Source organism: Kingella potus (assembly GCF_900451175.1).
Lineage (GTDB): Bacteria > Pseudomonadota > Gammaproteobacteria > Burkholderiales > Neisseriaceae > Neisseria > Neisseria potus.
The window spans coordinates 1,341,527-1,362,060 of record NZ_UGJJ01000001.1; the positions used below are offsets into that span (position 1 = coordinate 1,341,527).

General features: G+C 57.8%; 16 protein-coding genes, 2 tRNA genes and 1 rRNA gene. 14 read left to right on the top strand and 5 right to left on the bottom strand.

Going from position 1 to position 20,534, the window contains the following annotated elements; genetic code table 11:
* Positions 1-69: 69 nt before the first annotated feature.
* Positions 70-2,232: a TonB-dependent siderophore receptor gene (locus DYE40_RS06210; RefSeq protein WP_115308194.1), complete on the bottom strand. Its 2,163-nt coding sequence runs from the start codon at positions 2,230-2,232 to the stop codon at positions 70-72.
* 263 nt (positions 2,233-2,495) lie between these two features.
* Between DYE40_RS06210 and DYE40_RS06215 the strand changes: the two genes are divergently transcribed.
* The 4 genes from DYE40_RS06215 (at position 2,496) to DYE40_RS06230 (ending at position 7,678) form a co-directional block, all read left to right on the top strand.
* On the top strand, positions 2,496-3,146 hold the full coding sequence (locus tag DYE40_RS06215) for a TenA family protein (protein WP_115308331.1): 651 nt from the start codon (positions 2,496-2,498) through the stop codon (positions 3,144-3,146).
* 264 nt (positions 3,147-3,410) lie between these two features.
* A complete protein-coding gene (ispF, locus tag DYE40_RS06220; RefSeq protein ID WP_115308332.1) occupies positions 3,411-3,926 on the top strand; it encodes a 2-C-methyl-D-erythritol 2,4-cyclodiphosphate synthase in 516 nt (171 codons plus the stop codon).
* Between the two features lie 107 nt (positions 3,927-4,033).
* Positions 4,034-5,338 carry an FAD-binding domain-containing protein gene (locus DYE40_RS06225; RefSeq protein WP_115308195.1) on the top strand — a complete coding sequence of 435 codons (1,305 nt, stop codon included), beginning with the start codon at positions 4,034-4,036 and terminating at the stop codon, positions 5,336-5,338.
* Positions 5,339-5,677: 339 nt separating this feature from the next.
* The gene (locus DYE40_RS06230) at positions 5,678-7,678 is read left to right on the top strand and encodes a TonB-dependent receptor domain-containing protein (RefSeq protein WP_115308196.1); all 2,001 of its coding nucleotides are present in this window, start codon (positions 5,678-5,680) and stop codon (positions 7,676-7,678) included.
* Between the two features lie 1,069 nt (positions 7,679-8,747).
* On the opposite strand, the gene DYE40_RS06235 is transcribed toward DYE40_RS06230, so the two are convergent.
* Both DYE40_RS06235 and DYE40_RS06240 read right to left on the bottom strand, forming a co-directional pair.
* Positions 8,748-9,551, bottom strand: a complete 804-nt coding sequence (locus DYE40_RS06235) for a basic amino acid ABC transporter substrate-binding protein (RefSeq protein WP_115308197.1) — start codon at positions 9,549-9,551, stop codon at positions 8,748-8,750.
* 84 nt (positions 9,552-9,635) lie between these two features.
* On the bottom strand, positions 9,636-9,884 hold the full coding sequence (locus tag DYE40_RS06240; protein ID WP_115308198.1) for an NGO1151 family protein: 249 nt from the start codon (positions 9,882-9,884) through the stop codon (positions 9,636-9,638).
* A 66-nt stretch (positions 9,885-9,950) separates the two neighbouring features.
* Here DYE40_RS06240 and DYE40_RS06245 point away from each other — a divergent pair, with 66 nt between their 5' ends.
* From DYE40_RS06245 to scpB, 3 genes are all read left to right on the top strand, one after another.
* Positions 9,951-10,646, top strand: coding sequence for a hypothetical protein (locus DYE40_RS06245; protein ID WP_115308199.1), 696 nt, complete (start codon positions 9,951-9,953; stop codon positions 10,644-10,646).
* A 93-nt stretch (positions 10,647-10,739) separates the two neighbouring features.
* Complete coding sequence (gene recO / locus DYE40_RS06250; protein ID WP_115308200.1) at positions 10,740-11,489, top strand: DNA repair protein RecO; 750 nt, start codon at positions 10,740-10,742, stop codon at positions 11,487-11,489.
* Positions 11,490-11,590: 101 nt separating this feature from the next.
* Entirely contained in the window at positions 11,591-12,184 is a 594-nt protein-coding gene (gene scpB / locus DYE40_RS06255) for an SMC-Scp complex subunit ScpB (RefSeq protein WP_115308201.1), read from the top strand.
* Positions 12,185-12,529: 345 nt separating this feature from the next.
* Here scpB and DYE40_RS06260 read toward each other — a convergent pair whose 3' ends face one another.
* A complete protein-coding gene (locus DYE40_RS06260; RefSeq protein WP_115308202.1) occupies positions 12,530-12,982 on the bottom strand; it encodes a ProQ/FINO family protein in 453 nt (150 codons plus the stop codon).
* 221 nt (positions 12,983-13,203) lie between these two features.
* Here DYE40_RS06260 and lepA point away from each other — a divergent pair, with 221 nt between their 5' ends.
* From lepA to lepB, 4 genes are all read left to right on the top strand, one after another.
* Entirely contained in the window at positions 13,204-14,997 is a 1,794-nt protein-coding gene (gene lepA, locus DYE40_RS06265; RefSeq protein ID WP_115308203.1) for a translation elongation factor 4, read from the top strand.
* 47 nt (positions 14,998-15,044) lie between these two features.
* Positions 15,045-15,302: a hypothetical protein gene (locus DYE40_RS12270; RefSeq protein WP_147286599.1), complete on the top strand. Its 258-nt coding sequence runs from the start codon at positions 15,045-15,047 to the stop codon at positions 15,300-15,302.
* Positions 15,303-15,348: 46 nt separating this feature from the next.
* Positions 15,349-15,909 carry a nucleotidyltransferase family protein gene (locus tag DYE40_RS06270; RefSeq protein WP_115308204.1) on the top strand — a complete coding sequence of 187 codons (561 nt, stop codon included), beginning with the start codon at positions 15,349-15,351 and terminating at the stop codon, positions 15,907-15,909.
* Positions 15,910-16,017: 108 nt separating this feature from the next.
* Entirely contained in the window at positions 16,018-17,076 is a 1,059-nt protein-coding gene (gene lepB / locus DYE40_RS06275; RefSeq protein WP_115308205.1) for a signal peptidase I, read from the top strand.
* A gap of 88 nt (positions 17,077-17,164) precedes the next feature.
* On the opposite strand, the gene hemB is transcribed toward lepB, so the two are convergent.
* A complete protein-coding gene (hemB, locus tag DYE40_RS06280; RefSeq protein ID WP_115308206.1) occupies positions 17,165-18,166 on the bottom strand; it encodes a porphobilinogen synthase in 1,002 nt (333 codons plus the stop codon).
* Positions 18,167-18,515: 349 nt separating this feature from the next.
* Between hemB and DYE40_RS06290 the strand changes: the two genes are divergently transcribed.
* The 3 genes from DYE40_RS06290 (at position 18,516) to DYE40_RS06300 (ending at position 20,275) form a co-directional block, all read left to right on the top strand.
* A 16S ribosomal RNA gene (locus DYE40_RS06290) occupies positions 18,516-20,056 on the top strand.
* 57 nt (positions 20,057-20,113) lie between these two features.
* Positions 20,114-20,190: transfer RNA gene (locus DYE40_RS06295), tRNA-Ile, on the top strand.
* A gap of 9 nt (positions 20,191-20,199) precedes the next feature.
* Positions 20,200-20,275, top strand: a tRNA-Ala gene (locus DYE40_RS06300).
* Positions 20,276-20,534 lie beyond the last annotated feature (259 nt).

Genomic DNA, 20,534 nt, shown 5'->3' on the forward strand with positions numbered 1-20,534 from the left:
TAATGTGCGGACAATGGAAATGAGGCAGCCTGAAAACCGTTTTGCTCGGCTTTCAGGCTGCTTTGAGGTTTAGAAGCGGTATTTGAAGCCTAACACCGCGTTGCGCCCTTCGCCGTAGGAGAGGAAGGTGGAGAGGGTGCGGTAGCGGGTGTTGAAGACGTTGTTGACGTTGAGCGTCAGCTCGGCGTTTTTGTTGATGCGCCATGCGCCCATCAGGTCAACCAGTGCATAGGCTTTCTGCGTGGCGGCTTTTCTGGCGCGGGCGAGGGCTTCGGCATCGGTGTCGTCGGTGAGCGCACCTTTGTTGATGTTGGACATTTTGCTCTGCCAGCGCAGGCTGCCGCCTACGGTAAAGCGTTCGTTGAAGTCGTAGGTGGTGGCGAGCTTGATTTGGTGTCTGGGCAAATCGGCTTCGTAGGAGTCTTCGCCGCCACGACGGTTTTGCAGGGTGTAGCCCGCGCTGACAAACCAGTTGTCGTTGATGCGTCCTGCTACTTCGGCTTCAAAGCCGCGTGTGCGGATGTGGTCTTCGGAAACGTAGTAGTCGCCGGTTTCAACGTATTTGACCATGCCGTTTTTGCGGGTGTCGAAGAAGGCGGCGGAGGCGTTGAGGCGTTGGTCGAAAAATTCGCCTTTTAGGCCGACTTCAACGTTGCGGCCGGTGGTGGGCTTGAGGAAACGCCCGTCCTCGCCGCGCTCGAACACCGGCTCGAACGATGTGCCGTAGCTGGTGTAGGCGGAAAGGTTGTCGGTGAGGTCGTACACCGCGCCGATGTAGGGCGTGACTTTGCTGCGGGTTACTTGTTCGTCGGTTTCGCCGATGTGTTCGGCCTGGCGCATGGTGATGCGGCTGTAGCGTGCGCCGCCGATGAGGGCGAGTTTTTCGGTGGGGCGGAAACGGGTGGCGAAGTAGCCGCCGATCTGGCGGGCGCGGACGTCGTCGTCGGCGGTGTATTCGGCATCAGGCACGGGGTTGGCGGGGCGCAGGCTGCGGTCGTTTAAGAAATCGTGCAGGCCGAAGGCGTTGTCGTAACGCACAAAGCTGCTGGGCATACGGTTTTTGGTGTTGAAGCCGCTGATGCCGAACATGATGTCGTGTTTGCGGCCGAGCAGGCTGTATTTGCCGTCCACCGAGGCGGCGAAGCTGTGGCTGGTGCTTTTCTCTTTTGAATCGGTTTCCAGCAGGTCGATTTCGCGGGTGTCGTGGTCAACCTTCATCGCCGCGTAGCCTTGGCGGTCGTGGATGGTGTTGCGCAGCCAGTTGTATTCGAACTTGCTTTTCCAGTCGGGCGAGAAGCGGTGGCGCAGTTCGGCAAACACGTTGCGGCTGCTGTATGTGTAGGATGTGCCTTTGGGCGAAGTGTTGGCGTGGCGGCTGATTTCGTCTTTCAGCGGATAGCCTTCGCTGTCGTAGGCGATGGGCAGGAAAATCGGGGTGTCGGTTTCGCGGCGGTTTTGCAGCTGGGTGCCGACGGAAAGGGTGGTCGAGGGCGCGGCATCCCATTCGGCAACGGCATACAGGCTGCTGTTGCGCATTTTCGCGTCGTCAACCTGATAGCCGCTGCGGTCGTGTCCCGCCACAATGCGCCCGCGCAGGCTGCCGCTTGGGTTCAGGCTGCCTGAAACGTCGCCGCTTACGCCCCAGCGGCTGTGGTTGCCGGCTTCGGTGCCGATTTCGGCCTTAAAGTCTTTGGTGGGGCGTTTGCGTACCAGGCTCACTTGCGCCGAAGGGTCGCCCGTGCCGCCCAAAAGTGCGGACGCGCCGCGCAGCACTTCCACGCGGTCGAGCGCGTGGGTGTCGACACCGCTCCAGCCCGTCCACGAGTCTTTGCTGAAGCCGGAGCTGCGTAAAGGCACGCCGTCGATTTGGAAGTTTTTCACTTCCATGCCGCGCGCGTGCAGACCGGCATAGCGGTCGCTGCCGCCGCTGCCGCTTTTCACGGTTACGCCGTTGGTCTGCTCCATCACTTTGCGCAGGCTGTCGAGCTTCCAGTCTTCCATTTGTTTGGACGTGGTTACGCTCACGCTCTGCGGCGTTTCGCGCAGGGTCATGGCAATGCCCAGCGGGGCATAAGTGCCGTCGGTGGAATAGCCTTGGTTGAGTGAGGCGGGCTTGCTGCCGGTTACGGTTACGGTGTCGAGGCCGGAGACATCCTGTGCGGCGGTGTCGGCGCGGGCGGAAAGCGGCAGCAGGGCCAGGGCGATGAGTGAGAGGCGGAACGGTGTTTTCATGATTTCTCCTAATAAAATGTGCGTTTAGCCGTTAATAGAAAATCAAAGCGTTACAATTTTATTACAAAATCATGCCTTATGCAGTGAAAATGCCGGAAACCGGTAAGAAATGTTGGCAAAGGCGGCGCGGCTGCGTGTTTTTGCAAACGGTGCCGCCGCCGTCCGCCCGTTTGCCCGCCCGCCGATGCCGCCGTTATAATTGCCGCGCCGTTTGTTTTTCAGACGGCCTTTCCGTTCCGCAACAGGCCAAACAGGAGAAACCCATGTCCGCCCTGCAACGCTTCACCGCCGAATCCGCCGCCGAATGGCGCGCCTACACCGAACACGGATTCGTCCGCGCCCTGACCGACGGCACGCTGCCGCCCGAGTGCTTCCGCCACTATCTCAAACAGGATTACCTTTTTCTGCACCAATACGCACGCGCCCTTGCGCTAGGTATGTACAAAAGCGGCAGCTTCGGCGAAATCCGCGCCTTGCAGCAGAGCCTGAACGCCATTCTCGAGGAAACCCTGCTGCACGTCGGCTTTTGCGCCGAGTGGGGTTTGGGCGAAGACGAGCTGCTGCGCGAACCCGAATCCGCCGCCTGCGTCGCCTACACCCGCTATGTGCTCGACTGCGGCATGAAGGGTACATTGGCCGACCTCTACGCCGCCCTTGCCCCCTGCGTGATCGGTTATGCCGAAATCGGCCGCCGTGCCGCGCTGGAAAGCAGGCCGGGCAATCCCTATCAGGCATGGATAGACACCTATGCCGACCCCGCCTTCCAAGAGGCCGCCGCCGCCTTTGCCGACGCGCTGGATGCCGTCTGCGCGGGCGAGAGCGCAGCCCGTCTGGCCGCGCTGTCCGCCGTGTTCCGCACCGCCGTCCGCATGGAGGCCGCCTTTTGGCAGATGGGGCTCGATTGCAGCCTGTGAGGCCGTCTGAAAATATCAAAAGGCCGTCTGAAAAACAAAGACCGCGTGCGTGGCTGTACCACACACCCTGCACGGGTGCCTATATAGGGTGTGTCGTCCGAAGGCGGCGCACGCGTTCCGGCAAAACAACAAGCCTGCCGCAAGGCGTGCCGCACAAACGCAAAAAATGCCGCGCAGCCTTGTTTTCAGACGGCCTCCGATACGCGGAACAGGCCGTCCGAACACCCGGACGGCATCCCGAACGCCAAAAAGAAAGGAAAAACCATGGATTTGCGCATCGGCCAAGGCTACGACGTACACCGGCTCGTTGCCGGCCGCCCGCTCATACTCGGCGGCGTCGCCGTCCCGTTTGACCAAGGCCTGCTCGGCCATTCCGATGCCGACGCGCTGCTGCACGCCCTGACCGACGCGCTGCTGGGCGCGGCCGGACTCGGCGACATCGGCAGCCACTTCCCCGACACCGCCGCCGAGTTTAAAGACGCGGACAGCCGCGTCCTTTTGCGCGCCGTCTGCAAAAGCCTGCGGGAAGCGGGCTGGCGCATCATAAATGCCGACACCACCGTCATCGCCCAGCAGCCCAAGCTCGCCCCGCACATCCCCGCCATGCGTGCCAACATCGCCGCCGACCTCGGCCTGCCCGAAGCCTGCGTCAACATCAAAGGCAAAACCAACGAAAAACTCGGCTATCTCGGGCGCGTCGAAGCCATAGAAGCCCAAGCCGTCGTTTTGCTGGCACGCAGCGGCGAAACGCTCCGCCCGCCTGTCGTGCAGACGGCCTGAACCGTAAAGGCCGTCTGAAAACACCGCCGGACTCCGTTTTCAGACGGCCTGTTCCTGTCCGCATCCCGCCCCCGTCCCGCGCAAGCGGATAAAGTTTTTTTCCCGATATGTCTCCGCCGCCAAACCTGCTCCTCATCCACTTCACCCGCAACCTGCGCCTCGCCGCCAACCCGCTCTTGCAGGCTGCCGCGCAATACGGCCTGCCCGCCGCCGCCCTGTATTTCCTGCCGGAATATGCCAACCCGCGCCAGCAGTTTTTCCTGCGGCAGACGCTGGCGGAGCTTTCAGACGGCCTGTCCGAATACGGCATCCCGCTGCACGTTTTCTGCGGCAACGCCGTGCGGCAGCTAAACGCCCTGATGGCGCGTTACCCGTCTGCCCTCCTGCTCACCGCGCAGCACATCCGCCTTGCGGGCACGGACGGTGCGGAGCGCGTACGGTATGTGCAGGAAGAGCCGCTTGCCCTGCCCGTAACGCGCTACTCCCTCGAAAACGCGCCGCCGCCCGATTTTGCCGTGTACCGCCAGGCATGGCTGCGCCGCGTGCGGCAGGACGCGGAGGAGGGCGGCCAAACGCCCGACTGGGCGGCGGTGCGCAGAGCGCAGCACGGCCTGCCGCAGCAATGGCGCAACGCGCCGCCGCTGCCCGCCGCGCCCGCACAAATCCTGTCGCAGGCAGGCGGCGAAACGGCGGCGCAGGCGGCCTGGCAGGCGTTTGCGCCCAAGCTGCCGCATTACGCGCTGATGAAGGATTTTCCCGCGCAAAAAGGCACTTCCCAGCTTTCCGCCGCCCTGCGTTTCGGCCTGCTGCCGGTGCGGCAGTTGGCGTGTGCAGGTATCGGCGGCGAAACGCCCGAGCCGTGGCTGGACAGCGTGTTTTACGGCGACTACTGCCGCCGCCTTCTGCCGTTTTCAGACGGCCTGTGGACATGGCAAAACGGCGCGCTGCACGAAATCTGCCGCTCCGCCGCCCCGCCTGAGATGCCCGCATTGGACAGCACCCGAGCCGCTGCCTTTGAACGTTGGCGGCAGGGCATGACCGGCGTGCCCATTATCGACGCGGCCATGCGCACGCTGGCGGGGAGCGGCTGGCTGCATCCGCGCCTGCGCCCGCTCGCCGCCGCCTTTGCCGTGTCCGCCCTCAAACTGCCCGCTGCGGCAGGCGAGCATTATTTCGCCCGCACCCTGACCGACTACGACCACGCCCCCAACCGCACCGGCTGGCAGCAGGCCGCGTCAGGCCGTCTGAAAAACCCGTTTGCCGAATCGCAAAACGCCGACCCCGGCGGCCGCTTTATCCGCAGCCGTCTGCCCGAGCTGGCGCACCTGCCCGACAACCTCATCCACGCCCCCCACCTTGCCGGCAGCGGCATCGCCCTCAACGGCTACCCCGCCCCCATTGCCTTTGCCTGAAACGGAAAACGGCGCAAGAGGCCGTCTGAAAACACACAATCCGTGTTTTCAGACGGCCTCTTGCGCATACGGACGGCAAATCGGGCAAACCGGTGCCGCATTGCGGCGGGCGGCGTATTTGCGGGCAGAGGGCAGACGCAGGCAGGGCTTTTGAACGCGGCGGCAGCCGTTTGACGGCGCGATAGCGTCCGCATATTGCGGCACGGCACGTTCCGACAGGAAAACAAATAAAAATAAATCGTAATTTTTGCGGACACATGATTAAAATCGTTTACAATACGCGCCGTTTTACTCGGTAGTTTTAACTTTATCCAACGAAAACAAGCAAAAAGGTATTATATGACCGCATCGTCCTTACCCGTCAGACTGAGCCTGCTCACACTCGCCCTCGCCGCCGGTTTTGCCCGTGCCGAAGATCCCTCCGCCGCCGCCGACAGCCTCGAAACCGTTGTCGTCAAAGGCTCAAACCTCTCCACCCACCGCATCAGCACCCAGAAAATCGACGAATCCACCGACACCAGCCTGAAAGAGCTCCTCTCCGGCGAGCCTTCCATCGGCTTCGGCGGCGGCAACGGCACCTCGCAGTGGGTAAACATCCGCGGCCTCGGCCAAGACCAGATCGACTACAAAGTGGACGATGCCTACATGGACACCTCCACCTTCCACCACCAGAGCCGCTTCCTGCTCGACCCCTCGCTGGTAAAAGTCGTGGCCGTGCAGAAAGGCTCCGGTTCGGCTTCTGCCGGCATCGGTGCCAGCTCCGGCGCGATCATCGCCGAAACCGTCGATCCGTCCGACCTGCTGCGTCCCGATCAGGATTTCGGTTTCAAAGTAAACGCCGGCGTATCCTCCAACAAAGGCTGGAACAAAGGCGTGTCCGTTTACGGCCGCGCCGCAGGCTTCGACGGCCTCGTAGCCGGCAACTGGAACACCGAAAAAGACTACAAAGCCGGCAAAGGCTACACCAACCCCGGCGTAACCGGCGGCGAGCGCGTGCCGTACAGCGCATTGGGCGAACGCGGCCTGCTGGCGAAAATCGGCTACAGCTTCAACCCCGACAACCGCATCGAATTGAGCCGCCGCCAGGAAAAAACCTACGGACCGCGCACCATGCGCGAAGAATTTATCGACTTTGCCCGCAACCCCGCCTCCTACCGCCGCTACACCCAGGATGCCACCAACCTCGAATACCAGGGCGCGGATTTGGGCTTCGTGAGCAAAATCAAAACCAACATCTACCATTTGGAAACCAAACGCGAAGACGGCGACGACGGCGCGGTGAAAAGCAAAGCCACCGGCGCGAACGTCAATCTCGACAGCCGCATTTTCGACCGCCACACCCTCAAATACGGCGTGAACTGGCGCAAACAGAAAAACCTGCCCGAAGACAACGGCAGCGCGGCCGCCAAAGAAAACAAAACCGACTACGGCGTGTATCTCGAAGGCATCTGGGACTTCCGCCCCGTTACCCTGACCACCGGCCTGCGCTACGACCATTTCAAAGTCAATACCAGCGGCCACACCTCCGCCTCCAAAGGCAACCTCAACCCGAGTATCGGCGTGATTTACGACGTGATGGACAACCTGTCGCTCAAAGCCAGCATGAACTACGCCACCCGCAGCCCGCGCCTGTATGAAGCCATGCTGGCCAACGCCCGCAACATCGTCGTCGATCCCGACCTGAAAGCCGAACGCTCGCGCACCACCGAAATCGGCTTCAACTACCGCCCGATCCGCGACCTGTCGCTCACCGGCAGCTACTTCTGGCAGCACATCAGCAACGTGCACGACTTCGTCTGCCTGCGCGGAAGCTGCGCCGGCGGCCGCTCCACCTACACATCCGGCGTAACCCAGTCCACCAACAACGGCTACATCAAAAACAAAGGCTACGAGCTGGGCGCAAACTACCGCTGGCAGGGGCTGACCGCCCGTTTCGGCGTGGCATACAGCAACCCGAAACACCACGCGGAAAGAGAGTCCTACGACCTCAACACCAAAGCCCATGCCGTCGGCCGCACCTGGACGGCAGGCCTGGCCTACCGCTTCGACAAGCCGAATCTGGAAATCGGCTGGCGCGGCCGCTTCGTCCAAGCCCGCACCGGCACGCCCGACCGCGGATCGTCGTCCAACACCACCGAACGCCGCGCAGGCTTCGGCGTAAACGACCTCTATGCCAACTGGAAGCCGACCGGCAAAGACAACCTCAACATCAACTTTGCCGTGAATAACGTGGCCAACAAGTATTACTACTCACACAGCCAGCGCAGCTCTTCCGCGACAGGCAACTCCCTGCCCGAAGTCGGCCGCGACGTACGTTTCTCCGTGAACTACAAGTTCTAAACACGCCTTTGGCCGGTGTATGAAAAGGCCGTCTGAAAACACAGTTTTCAGACGGCCCCAATCTTTGTTATGCAACGGCAAATCCCCACCCTGTCCCTCCCCCGCAGGCGGGGGAGGGAATAACGTTTTCAGTTTTGCCGAAAAATATGCTGCCCACTTTGTCTGCACGCAGCGGGAGGGAACAGAGGCCGTCTGAAAGGCATAAACCGCGTGCGTGGCTCTGCCACACACCCTACACAAATCCCGCGCAGGGTGTGCCGCCCAAAAGCGATGCACGCGCTTTTCACGGCTTTCGGAAAATGAGGCCGTCTGCAAAACCGTTTTGCGTGATTTTCAGACGGCCTCTGTATCCGCGCAGCGTGTGTGGCACCGCCTCGCACGGGTCTGCCGAAAGTTCGTGTAGGGTGTGTCGCACAGCGACGCACGCGTTCCCCGCCGCATAACGGATTGTGCCGACCGCCGCACAAACACGGGCGGCCGTCTGAAAACACCAATTTCCGCAACCGCGTGCGCGGCAGAGCCACACACCCTACTTTAAACGGCAGAGGCCGTCTGAAAACTGCAAACGGAATTGCGGCATCCTGAATCTGTGTTTTCAGACGGCCTTATTTTTCATATGTCCTGCCGCAACCCGCGTAGGGTGTGTCGCACAGCGACGCACGCGTTCCCCGCCGCATAACGGATTTTGCCAACCGCCGCACAAACACAGGCGGCCGTCTGAAAACACCAACATTTGAAACCGCGTGCGCGGCAGCCACACCCTACTTTAAACGGCAGAGGCCGTCTGAAACCCGCAAACGGAATTGCGACATCCGGAATCTGTGTTTTCAGACGGCCTTATTTTTCATATGTCCTGCCGCAACCCGCGTAGGGTGTGTCGCACAGCGACGCACGCGTTCCCCGCCGCATAACGGATTTTGCCGACCGCCTCATAAACGCGTGCGGCCGTCTGAAAACACCGACATTTGCAACCGAGTGCGCGGCAGCCACACACCTACCTAAACGGCAGAGGCCGTCTGAAAACCCGCAAAACAGGTTTTCAGACGGCCTTTTACACGATGCGGCGGGATTATTCGCTCTTGGCGAAGTATTTGTCGGCGATTTTGTCGTATTCGCCGGATTCGCGTACTTTTTTCAGCGCGTCATTGAGCATGGCTTGGGTTTCGGTATTGCCTTTGCGCACCGCGAAGCCGTAGTTTTCTTCGGGGAAATCGGGCACGCTGACCATGCTGAAGCCTTTGCTGCCGTTGTTTTTCACATAGTTCGCCACCACCGCGCTGTCGCTGATTACCGCGTCCAGGCCGCCGTTTTCCAGCTCTTTGGTAACGAGGGTAATGTTTTCGAAGCGGGCGATTTTGCCGTTGTCCGCGCCGAGGAGTTTGCCGGCGGCAAAGTCGCCGGTGGTGCCGGTTACCACACCGATTTTGTTGGCGTTTTTCAGGTCGTCGGCCGATTTGATGTCTTTGCCCTGCGGCACGAGGATGACTTGGGTGATTTTGTAGTAGGGGTCGGAGAAGTCCATCGACTGCTTGCGGTCGTCGGTGATGGTTACGGCGGAAGCGAGAATGTCTACGTCGCCGTTGCCCAGTGCGGCAAACAGGCTGTCCCACGGCTGGTGTTTGAATTCGACTTTGAAGCCGCCCGCCGCAGCCATGGCGTTGACCAGGTCCACATCGAAGCCCTGCATATTGTTATTGGTGTCCAAAAACTCGAACGGGGCAAATTCGGCATTGGCGGCAACGCGGTAAACTTTGTCCGCCTGCGGCGCGGCGGAAGCGGCCGGGGCGGCGGTGTTTTCAGACTGGCCCTGGCCGCCGCAGGCGGCGAGGAGCGTGGCGGCAGCGGCAGTGGCAATCCATTGTTTGATATTCATGTTTTATCCTTTAATTAATCACGCGTTCCGCAGCGCGGGCGGCGCGGAACGTTTGCTTGTACAAGGCGTGATTTTATCACAAATTTACTCTTTTTCACGGAAGAATGTGTAAGTCGCATCGTGGAATAAGTCGGCATGTGCGCTGTCGGCATATTCCAATTCGGCCAGGGTGTCTTCAAACGCCTGCCGCACGGCTTCGGTTACGTCTTGCGCGGTGTCTGCCGGCAGTCCGCGCAGCAGGCCGTTGAAAGCCGCGCCGAGCACGCGGTTCTGCATACGCAGCATTTCCACCGCTTCTTCGAGATATTCCAGGCGTTGTTCCGTGCCGTCCATCGTCCGAACCTTTCGTGAATTCTGTTAAAATGGCGGGCATTATAAGCCGTCCAGCCGAAGATAACCATGTCGAACAAACAACCGGAATGGGAAAAGAAACTGCAAAAGCTGCGTGAAAAACGCGACGCGCAGCCCGCCGGATCCAGCACCGCCGAAGCCGCCGCGCCGCCGCACAACCGCCGCATCCATGACGGATACAGGAAGCAGATTATGCAAAACTATCTGCAAAACTGGCAAAACCGCCACAATGCCGCGCTGGCGGGCGAGCTGACGGATGCCGATGCCGCCGTGCTGCTGGAAGAAGACTGGCTGAACGCGCAAAACGCTTTGCAGGGTATGAAAACAGAAGAGGTTTTGGCAAAGCAGACGGTTTGGTTCAGCCCGAAACCCGTCGCCGCAACGGATGCCGGCAGCGGAGGCGGAAGCGGCGCGGAGCAGGCCGAAGCGGCTTTCTGTCCGCAGGATGTCCCCGTCAGCGTAAACGTGCTCGATCCGCAGGGCGTACCCGTCGGCCGCCCGGTATTCTGCCTGTCGGAGCAGGAGCTGGTGGCGCGGCTGATGGCGCGGCTGATGCCGCATCTGACCGACGCGGTAAACGGCCTGGTGCGCACCACCATTTCGCGCCAGGCCGCCCATCTCAATATGCAGCTTTATCAGGCCGTGCAGTCGGAAATGCCCGCGCTGGTAAAGGACGTGCTCGACTACAATCTGAAAAACGTGCTGAACGAATTGAAATACGATGCCAGATACAGCAAGAAATAAGCGCGAATCCGTCGTGCGGGCAAACCAAGAGGCCGTCTGAAAAAACCGTTTTCAGACGGCCTGCCGCGTCCGCCTCCCCCTTTCTTTTCCGCCATGTCCGAAAAAAGCCGAAGAATCAACCACGAACCCGCCTTTCTGCTGGCCGCCGTGCCCTGGCGCGAAAGCAGCCTGCGGCTGGAAATGTACAGCCGCAGCTACGGCCGCGTTTCGCTCTTGGCACGCAGCGCGCGCAAACGCCAAAGCGAGCTGCGCGGCGTACTGGTGCCTTTTGTTCCCGTCAGCGTGTCGTGGTATGGCAGCGGCGAAACCAAAACCCTGCACCGCGCCGAATGGCTGGGCGGCTGGCCGCAGCCGCAGGGCAGGGTTTTGCTCAGCGGCCTGTATCTCAACGAGCTGGTGCTGAAACTCACGCCGCGCGAAGACGCGCAGCCTGCCGTTTACGACGCGCTCGCCCAAGCACTCCGCAGCCTCTGCACGAATACGGCCCACGCCGCCGCGCTGCGCCGCTTCGAGTGGCGGCTGCTGACCGAGCTGGGTTACGCCCCCGATCTGCATACCGACATCAACGGCGATCCGGTGTCCGCCGGACGACGTTACCTGATTGAGGCCGAACAGCCGCCGCAGCCCTGTGCGGACGGCAGCATCCCGCAAGGCGTGCTGACAGCCGACGGAGCCGACTTGGCCGCGCTGCGCGAAGGCGTGTTCGACAATGGCGAAAGTCTGCGTCAGGCACTCAAAATTACCCGTATGCTGCTCGATTTCTACCTGCCCGAAGGCATACGCTCCCGACACGTTTTGCAGCAGATGCAGCGTTTCGCGCCGCCTGCGCTTGCAGAAGGATAGGGCGCGGCTGCACCGCCGAATCCGCCCACGTATTGCCTAACCATGTTTTTCAGACGGCCTGACAATACGGCAAGGCCGTCTGAAAACAGGAAAACGCCGCTATGAACGACAAACCCGCACCCGACGCGCTGATTGAAGCCGCGCTGCTGACCCGCGCCGAAGCCCTCGGCGAAAAAGCCCTGCGCCAACTGTGCGACCCGCCGCTGTCGCAGGACAAGCTCATCGACGTGCTCGGCAGCCTCAAAGCCCGCTGGCACGGCCGCGCCCTGCAATTGGTACACACCGCAGAGGGCTGGCGTTTCCAAATCGCGCCTGCCGCCGTTGCGCGGCTGGGCAGCCTGCACGAACAGCGCAGCCCGCGTTATTCCCGCGCCGTGATGGAAACGCTGGCCGTCATCGCCTACCGCCAGCCGGTTACGCGCGGCGACATCGAAGACATACGCGGCGTGGCCGTGTCGCAAAACGTGATGCAGACCCTGCTCGAACGGGGCTGGATAGAAACCGTCGGCTGCCGCGACACCGTCGGCCGCCCCGCCCTGTGGGCCACCACAGCCGCCTTTCTCGCCGATTTGCAGCTCGAATCGCTGGAAAGCCTGCCGCCGCTGGCCGAGTTGGGCGAACTGGTTCTGCCCGAAGCCGCCCCGCCGCCTGACGCGTCTGCGCCGGAAGGCAAAGACGGAGACGGGGCAGGGTAGGGCGGGAGCAGCGCGGATGCGGCGGAATGAAGAGGCCGTCTGAAAGCGGGAAAACCGCGCGTTCAGACGGCCTCAAATGCTGCCTTGTGCTGTACGATTTGAATCGGGAAACAGGAGAAACGCGGGAATGCCGCCAAGCGGCGCACGTGCTACTGCTCCGTATTGCGTATTTAAGAGTTTGGCCGGTAAATTGAAAACACACGGGGCGGAGGCATGACCTGCCGCCCCGAACCGCTGTGTATTGTTTCTGTCTGCCATCCGTCCAGCCGTGGAGATACGGAACAGGCCGTCTGAAAACCGTAAAACGGTTTTCAGACGGCCTGTCGTTTGTATTCCCGCCTTATTCTATTCTGCGGCGGGGTCGGATGCCGGTTCCGCTTCCTGCGTCCGGGCGGGGTTTGTTTCCGCTGCTTCTGCATCAGGCTGCGCGGCAGCGGCGGCCTGTTTTTCGAGCATGGCCTTCATTATCGGGTTTTGCGCTGCGACGGCCTGTTCTTCCGCACTCACTTCCCCTTTGACGCGGTTGTTCAGATCGTAACGTTTGCCGCCGCGCACCAGCGATTTGAGATAGCGCGGACGGCGGCAATGGTTCGACAGGGCGCGCATGACCAGTGCGCTGTCAAACTGCGGCAGGTCGGCGGCCAAATCCTGGTCGATGCCCAGCGCAAGGGGCTTGAAATGCTTGAACACTATATATTTGCCGTATATATAGTCGGTAATCATGTCGGTCTGCTTCGTTTTGCTCATGCTCTTCACGGCGGAAGCAAGTGCCGCGCCCAAGGCAGTTTCTTTTGTCATGCTTTTATATTCCTCAAGTCGGATGGAGGTGGCGGAAAAAACGGGGCGCATTGTAGCCCAAAGGGAGTGTTACGGTTAAGTTTTTTCGCTGCCGCTGCCGCCGTTTTCCCGCGCAGAATCCCGTTTTTTCCGTTAGAATGCGCCGCTGTCCGTTTCCCGCCATTTTCAGGCCGTCTGAAAAACGTTTTTTCAGACGGCCTCCAACACTGTAAAACGCTGCTATGAAAAACATCCGCAATTTCTCCATCATCGCCCACATCGACCACGGAAAATCCACCCTTGCCGACCGCTTCATCCAATACTGCGGCGGCTTGGAAAACCGCGAAATGAGTTCGCAGGTGCTTGATTCTATGGACATTGAAAAAGAGCGCGGCATCACCATCAAAGCGCAGACCGCCGCGCTCAACTACAAAGCCAAAAACGGCGAAACCTATCTGCTGAACCTGATTGACACCCCGGGGCACGTTGACTTTTCCTACGAAGTATCGCGCTCGCTCTCCGCCTGCGAGGGCGCGCTGTTGGTGGTGGACGCATCGCAGGGCGTGGAAGCGCAAACCGTTGCCAACTGCTACACCGCGATTGATTTGGGCGTGGAAGTCGTGCCCGTTTTAAACAAAATAGACCTGCCCGCCGCCGACCCCGACCGCGTCGCCCAAGAAATCGAAGACATCATCGGCATTGATGCCGTGGGCGCGGTAACCTGTTCCGCCAAAAGCGGTTTGGGCGTGGAAGACGTGCTGGAAGAAATCGTTGCCAAAGTGCCTGCGCCCGAGGGCGATGCCGATGCGCCGCTGCAAGCCGTGATTATCGATTCGTGGTTTGACAACTATGTCGGTGTGGTGATGCTGGTGCGCGTGAAAAACGGCCGTCTGAAACTGAAAGACAAAGTGCGCTTTATGTCCACCCGCGCCGAATCGCAGGTGGAGCAGCTCGGCGTGTTCACGCCGAAATCCGTCAATAAAACCGAGCTTTGCGCGGGCGAAGTGGGCTTTCTGATTACCGGTGTGAAAGAGCTGGGGCAGGCGAAAGTGGGCGACACGGTAACGCTCGCCGCCAACCCCGCCGCCGAGCCGCTGGCAGGCTTCAAAGAAGTGCAAAGCCAAGTGTTCGCAGGGCTGTATCCCGTGGAAAGCCACGACTACGAAGCCCTGCGCGATGCGCTGGAAAAGCTGCAACTGAATGACGCATCGTTGAAATTTGAGCCGGAAGTGTCGCAGGCGTTGGGCTTCGGCTTCCGCTGCGGCTTCTTGGGGCTGCTGCATTTGGAAATCGTGCAGGAGCGGCTGGAACGCGAGTTTGACATGGACTTGATTACCACCGCGCCAACCGTGGTGTATCAAGTGGTTATGAAAAACGGCGAGCAGCTTGAAGTGGAAAACCCGTCCAAGCTGCCCGACATCGGCACGATAGAAACCATTTTGGAGCCGATTATCACCGCCACCATACTTGTGCCGCAGGATTATGTGGGCAACGTGATGACGCTGTGCAACCAAAAACGCGGCGTGCAGCGCAATATGCAGTATCTGGGGCGGCAGGTGATGCTGACCTATGATTTGCCGATGAACGAAGTGGTGATGGATTTTTTTGACAAACTCAAATCCACCTCGCGCGGCTACGCATCGCTGGACTACGAGTTCAAAGAATTCCAGCCCGCCGATTTGGTGAAGCTGGACATTATGGTAAACGGCGACAAAGTGGACGCATTGAGCCTGATTGTCCACCGCCAAACCGCCGTGCAGCGCGGGCGCGAACTCGCCGGCAAAATGCGCGAACTAATCCCGCGCCAAATGTTTGACATCGCCGTTCAGGCTGCCATCGGCGGACAAATCATCGCCCGCGAAAACGTGAAAGCCTTACGCAAAAACGTATTGGCAAAATGCTACGGCGGCGATATTACGCGCAAGAAAAAACTGCTGGAAAAACAAAAGGCCGGCAAGAAGCGCATGAAGCAGGTGGGGAATGTGGAGATACCGCAGAGCGCGTTTTTGGCGATTTTGGAGATTGGGGAGAAGTAGGGTTTCAGGCTGCCTGAAAAAGTTAGTCTAAATATTGAGGAATAAAAATGAATGTAGTTGAAATTAAATTTGTTACAAATGTGCAAAATAAACAAAAATCCATAACCGTTATTAAGCCAATTAGAGAAATTTTAGGAATGTTAGAGGATATAGATAGCCATAATTTAGTTATTGAAGTAGCCTCGGCAAAAGGCAGTAAGGCTGTTGTTACTCAAACCACGTCAGGAGGAGAAACTAAGGTTTCTGATTTTAGTGATCATATTGAATGTGGAGAGTTGGTTACGGTAACAATCCGGAAATTGTAATTTATTTATAAACCATGAATTATTTTTTCAGGTAGCCTGAAAATCTATGGAAACCCCCACCCAAAAAACCGAACGCCTAATCCGCGAAATCAACCGCATCCATGCCCAATATTCGCAGGATTATTTTGAAACGGGCAAAGTGGCGAAAGTCAATTTAAGCCGCACGCTCGCTCATGTGCCAACCGAGCATATTTTGTCGTATCGTTTGAACCTGCACGAAGCAATTAACGATTATCTGGCATTTGCCGACACGCGCGGCATTGATTTTTTCTACCGCGTTAAAACCGCCGAAAGCATCGCCGACAAAATCCGCCGCTACACCGAGCGTGAAAACCAATATCCCGTAAACGCTATCCTGAACGATATTTTCGGCGCACGCGTTATCCTGCCATCGGAAAACGTTGCCGAAATCATGCAGCGGCTGGACGACTGGAAAACGCAATATGGCTTGAAAAACTGGTATCTGCGCGATGTGGACGGCTATATCGGTTTACATATTTATTTTGAACCCGACTACTACCCGTGGGAACTGCAAATTTGGGATGAAAAAGACACAGCAGAAAACATCCGCAACCATATTGCCTACAAACGCCTATTCATTCAGTAAACGCAGGGTGTGCGGGGTAATCCGCGCTCGCGTTTTAAGATTTATATTTTCAGACGGCCTTTATTCTGTTTAGGCCGTCTGAAAAAACACAACAGCAAAGGAAAAAACATGAACCAATTTGTCTATCTCGCCGTTGTCGCCCTGGTGGCGGGCATCGGCCTGTTTGCCGTCAGCAGCAAGGAGCGCAACGAAAAAGGCGAATGGGGCGACGGCCTGCAATGGGGCTATCTGCTGATTATGGTCGGCGTGTTCGGCGTGCTGGCCATCAAGCTCAGCTTCACTGCCGTGCTGCTGATATTCGTGGTTTTCACCGGCGCGGTGTGGCTGTGGCGCAAGCTCTCGTTCAAGCCCGAGCGCAGTATCGCCACCGATGAAAAAGGCCAGAAAGTCCTTAGCGGTTCGCTGGACGACGACAACCATTTCCGCGACTACATGGGCGGTTTTTTCCCCATTATTCTTGTGATATTCGTGCTGCGCACCTTTGTGGCCGAGCCTTTCCAAATCCCGTCCAGCTCGATGCGGCCGGGGCTGGTAAAAGGCGACTTTATTCTTGTCAGCAAGTTTTCCTACGGCATACGCCTGCCTGTAATCAACAATGTATTGATTGACACCGGCAAAGTGGAACGCGGCGACGTGGTGGTGTTCGCCTATCCGCTCGACGACACAAACTACATCAAACGGGCCGTCGGCCTGCCGGGCGATATTGTGGAATACAAGGACAAGATATTGAAAGTAAACGGTAATATTGTAGAGATCGATACGGAAGCAGGCAGCTATGCCTACCCCGACGACGAAAAGCCCCAAATCCAAATCGATACGCAACGCTTCGGCGCGGACTTTTCCGGACGCAGATTCGACGTATTGAAAACGGAAGGCGATCCCGCCGTACACACCGGATCGCTCGGCTACTATGCCAAAACCGCCGCCGACAAAGGCCTGTCCGCCCAAACCGACACTTTGCATCAAAATTGTACATACGAAGCCGACGGCAGCGGTTTTACCTGCAAAGTGCCGGCGGGCAGCTATTTCATGATGGGCGACAACCGCGACCACAGCGCGGATTCCCGCTATTGGGGATTCGTCGAAGACAAACTGGTTGTCGGCAAAGCCTTCTTCATTTGGATGAATCTCGGCGAACTAAGCCGCATCGGCAGCGGCATCCGCTGACTGTTTTGCCGCAATGGCAACAGGCCGTCTGAAAACCCGTTTTACAAGGTTTTCAGACGGCCTGTTTGTATGGAAACGGCTTGACGGATTATTTGCGCAGCAGTCTGGCCGCTTCGAGTGCGTAATAAGTAAGAATGCCGTCCGCGCCCGCGCGCTTGAATGCAAGCAGGCTTTCCAAAATGACTTTCCCGCCGTCGAGCCAGCCGTTTTGAATAGCAGCCTGCAACATTGCATATTCCCCTGATACTTGATAGGCATAGGTCGGTACGCCGAACTCGTCTTTTACGCGACGCACCACATCCAAATACGGCAGGCCGGGTTTGACCATAACCATGTCCGCTCCTTCCTGAATGTCGAGTGCGACTTCGTGCAGGGCTTCATTGGTGTTGGCCGGATCCATCTGGTAGGTTTTCTTGTCGGCTTTGCCCAAGTTGCCCGAGCTGCCCACCGCATCGCGGAACGGGCCGTAAAACGCAGAAGCGTATTTGGCGGAATAGGCCATAATGCGCGTATGGATGTGGCCTGCCTCTTCGAGAGCCTCGCGGATGGCGGCAATGCGCCCGTCCATCATATCGGAAGGTGCCAGCACCTGCGCACCCGCGTCGGCGTGGCACAAAGCCTGTTTAACCAAAACTTCGACGGTTTCGTCGTTTAAAACATAACCGGTTTTATCGGTAAGGCCGTCTTGCCCGTGAACGGTATAGGGATCGAGTGCGACATCGGTCATAATGCCCAACTCGGGGAAAGTTTCGCGCAGCTTGCGGACAACAGTCGGCACCAAACCTTCGGGGTTGTATGCCTCTTCGGCCAGCTCGGTTTTGTTTTGCGTAACTACGGGAAACAGTGCAAGCATGGGAATACCGAGTTTTACAGCCTCTTCGGCGGTAAACAGCAGCTTGTCGAGGCTTTGGCGTTTCACGCCCGGCATTGAAGGCACGTCTTCTTCGTGATTCCGCCCCTCCAAAACGAAAACGGGATAAATCAAATCGTCGGCAGTAAGCGAGTGTTCGCGCATCAGGCGGCGTGAAAAACCGTCTTTGCGCATACGGCGCAAACGGGCGGCAGGCACATGGCGCGGTGGAAAGTTCATGGCAAATTTCCTTTCATTAAAGTTTTTTGATTGAAAGCGGGAGATGCGGAATTACGGAAAAACCGATTATACGCATAATAAGCCGGATTTCCTTTGATAAAAAATTTTCTTTTTTTCCGTGTACATGGCGTATTTTGGCAGAGGCATTTGGTTTTACTGCTTGACTGTTTTTTTTCTGTTGGGTATAGTGTGCGTCTTTGCTGCTTCGGCGGCGCAGTTCTTTAACAAGATGATTACCGATAAGTGTGGGTGCGTTTGGCCCCATACTGCGACGAAAAACAGACAAGGAATATTTTTATTTCCTGTCGGTTTCTTTGAAGCGGACCAGAAGTTAAGTAAGTTAGAGATTGAACATAAGAGTTTGATCCTGGCTCAGATTGAACGCTGGCGGCATGCTTTACACATGCAAGTCGGACGGCAGCGGGGTAGTGCTTGCACTACTGCCGGCGAGTGGCGAACGGGTGAGTAATGCATCGGAACGTACCGGATAATGGGGGATAACTTTCCGAAAGGAAGGCTAATACCGCATATTCCCTGAGGGGGAAAGCGGGGGACCTTTGGGCCTCGCGTTATCCGAGCGGCCGATGTCTGATTAGCTAGTTGGTGGGGTAAAGGCCTACCAAGGCGACGATCAGTAGCGGGTCTGAGAGGACGATCCGCCACACTGGGACTGAGACACGGCCCAGACTCCTACGGGAGGCAGCAGTGGGGAATTTTGGACAATGGGCGCAAGCCTGATCCAGCCATGCCGCGTGTCTGAAGAAGGCCTTCGGGTTGTAAAGGACTTTTGTTAGGGAAGAAAGGGTTTGTGCTAATACCATGAACTTATGACGGTACCTGAAGAATAAGCACCGGCTAACTACGTGCCAGCAGCCGCGGTAATACGTAGGGTGCGAGCGTTAATCGGAATTACTGGGCGTAAAGCGGGCGCAGACGGTTTGTTAAGCAGGATGTGAAATCCCCGGGCTCAACCTGGGAACTGCGTTCTGAACTGGCAGGCTAGAGTGTGTCAGAGGGGGGTAGAATTCCACGTGTAGCAGTGAAATGCGTAGAGATGTGGAGGAATACCGATGGCGAAGGCAGCCCCCTGGGATAACACTGACGTTCATGCCCGAAAGCGTGGGTAGCAAACAGGATTAGATACCCTGGTAGTCCACGCCCTAAACGATGTCGATTAGCTGTTGGGCAACTTGATTGCTTAGTAGCGTAGCTAACGCGTGAAATCGACCGCCTGGGGAGTACGGTCGCAAGATTAAAACTCAAAGGAATTGACGGGGACCCGCACAAGCGGTGGATGATGTGGATTAATTCGATGCAACGCGAAGAACCTTACCTGGTCTTGACATGTACGGAACCTTCCAGAGACGGAAGGGTGCCTTCGGGAGCCGTAACACAGGTGCTGCATGGCTGTCGTCAGCTCGTGTCGTGAGATGTTGGGTTAAGTCCCGCAACGAGCGCAACCCTTGTCATTAGTTGCCATCATTAAGTTGGGCACTCTAATGAGACTGCCGGTGACAAACCGGAGGAAGGTGGGGATGACGTCAAGTCCTCATGGCCCTTATGACCAGGGCTTCACACGTCATACAATGGTCGGTACAGAGGGTAGCCAAGCCGCGAGGCGGAGCCAATCCCACAAAACCGATCGTAGTCCGGATTGCACTCTGCAACTCGAGTGCATGAAGTCGGAATCGCTAGTAATCGCAGGTCAGCATACTGCGGTGAATACGTTCCCGGGTCTTGTACACACCGCCCGTCACACCATGGGAGTGGGGGATACCAGAAGCAGGTAGGCTAACCGCAAGGAGGCCGCTTGCCACGGTATGCTTCATGACTGGGGTGAAGTCGTAACAAGGTAGCCGTAGGGGAACCTGCGGCTGGATCACCTCCTTTCTAGAGAAAGGGGCGGGTGCATCCACACTTATCGGTAATCGTAGAGAGCGTTACAAAGGGTTTGTAGCTCAGGTGGTTAGAGCACACGCTTGATAAGCGTGGGGTCGTAGGTTCAAGTCCTACCAGACCCACCAAGCTAGACTGGGGGCATAGCTCAGTTGGTAGAGCACCTGCTTTGCAAGCAGGGGGTCATCGGTTCGATCCCGTTTGCCTCCACCAGGATTTCCCAAATCAAAGCAGTCTGAAAGAAAGACAGACTGTTTTAATTTGCGAAAACAACGCATTGATCTTTAACAAATTGGAAAGCCGAAATCAACAAACAAAGACAAAGTCGTTTGATTTGGTTTAAATCATTGTTGCAATCATGGTTTAAGCATCAAAGAATCAGACGGTAAAATTTGGGTGGTGATTGTATCGACCCGATTCTGAAGCACAAAAGGCAGGATCGGGACACAACAAGCAGTAGGCTGTATCAAAG

Coding starts and splice junctions, on each gene's coding strand:
- DYE40_RS06230 (WP_115308196.1), top strand. CDS start 5,678: ATGACCGCATCGTCCTTACCCGTCAGACTGAGCCTGCTCACACTCGCC.
- DYE40_RS06235 (WP_115308197.1), bottom strand. CDS start 9,551: ATGAATATCAAACAATGGATTGCCACTGCCGCTGCCGCCACGCTCCTC.
- DYE40_RS12270 (WP_147286599.1), top strand. CDS start 15,045: ATGAATGTAGTTGAAATTAAATTTGTTACAAATGTGCAAAATAAACAA.
- lepB (WP_115308205.1), top strand. CDS start 16,018: ATGAACCAATTTGTCTATCTCGCCGTTGTCGCCCTGGTGGCGGGCATC.
- DYE40_RS06210 (WP_115308194.1), bottom strand. CDS start 2,232: ATGAAAACACCGTTCCGCCTCTCACTCATCGCCCTGGCCCTGCTGCCG.
- recO (WP_115308200.1), top strand. CDS start 10,740: ATGTCCGAAAAAAGCCGAAGAATCAACCACGAACCCGCCTTTCTGCTG.
- DYE40_RS06225 (WP_115308195.1), top strand. CDS start 4,034: ATGTCTCCGCCGCCAAACCTGCTCCTCATCCACTTCACCCGCAACCTG.
- DYE40_RS06245 (WP_115308199.1), top strand. CDS start 9,951: ATGTCGAACAAACAACCGGAATGGGAAAAGAAACTGCAAAAGCTGCGT.
- DYE40_RS06270 (WP_115308204.1), top strand. CDS start 15,349: ATGGAAACCCCCACCCAAAAAACCGAACGCCTAATCCGCGAAATCAAC.
- DYE40_RS06240 (WP_115308198.1), bottom strand. CDS start 9,884: ATGGACGGCACGGAACAACGCCTGGAATATCTCGAAGAAGCGGTGGAA.
- lepA (WP_115308203.1), top strand. CDS start 13,204: ATGAAAAACATCCGCAATTTCTCCATCATCGCCCACATCGACCACGGA.
- scpB (WP_115308201.1), top strand. CDS start 11,591: ATGAACGACAAACCCGCACCCGACGCGCTGATTGAAGCCGCGCTGCTG.
- hemB (WP_115308206.1), bottom strand. CDS start 18,166: ATGAACTTTCCACCGCGCCATGTGCCTGCCGCCCGTTTGCGCCGTATG.
- DYE40_RS06215 (WP_115308331.1), top strand. CDS start 2,496: ATGTCCGCCCTGCAACGCTTCACCGCCGAATCCGCCGCCGAATGGCGC.
- DYE40_RS06260 (WP_115308202.1), bottom strand. CDS start 12,982: ATGACAAAAGAAACTGCCTTGGGCGCGGCACTTGCTTCCGCCGTGAAG.
- ispF (WP_115308332.1), top strand. CDS start 3,411: ATGGATTTGCGCATCGGCCAAGGCTACGACGTACACCGGCTCGTTGCC.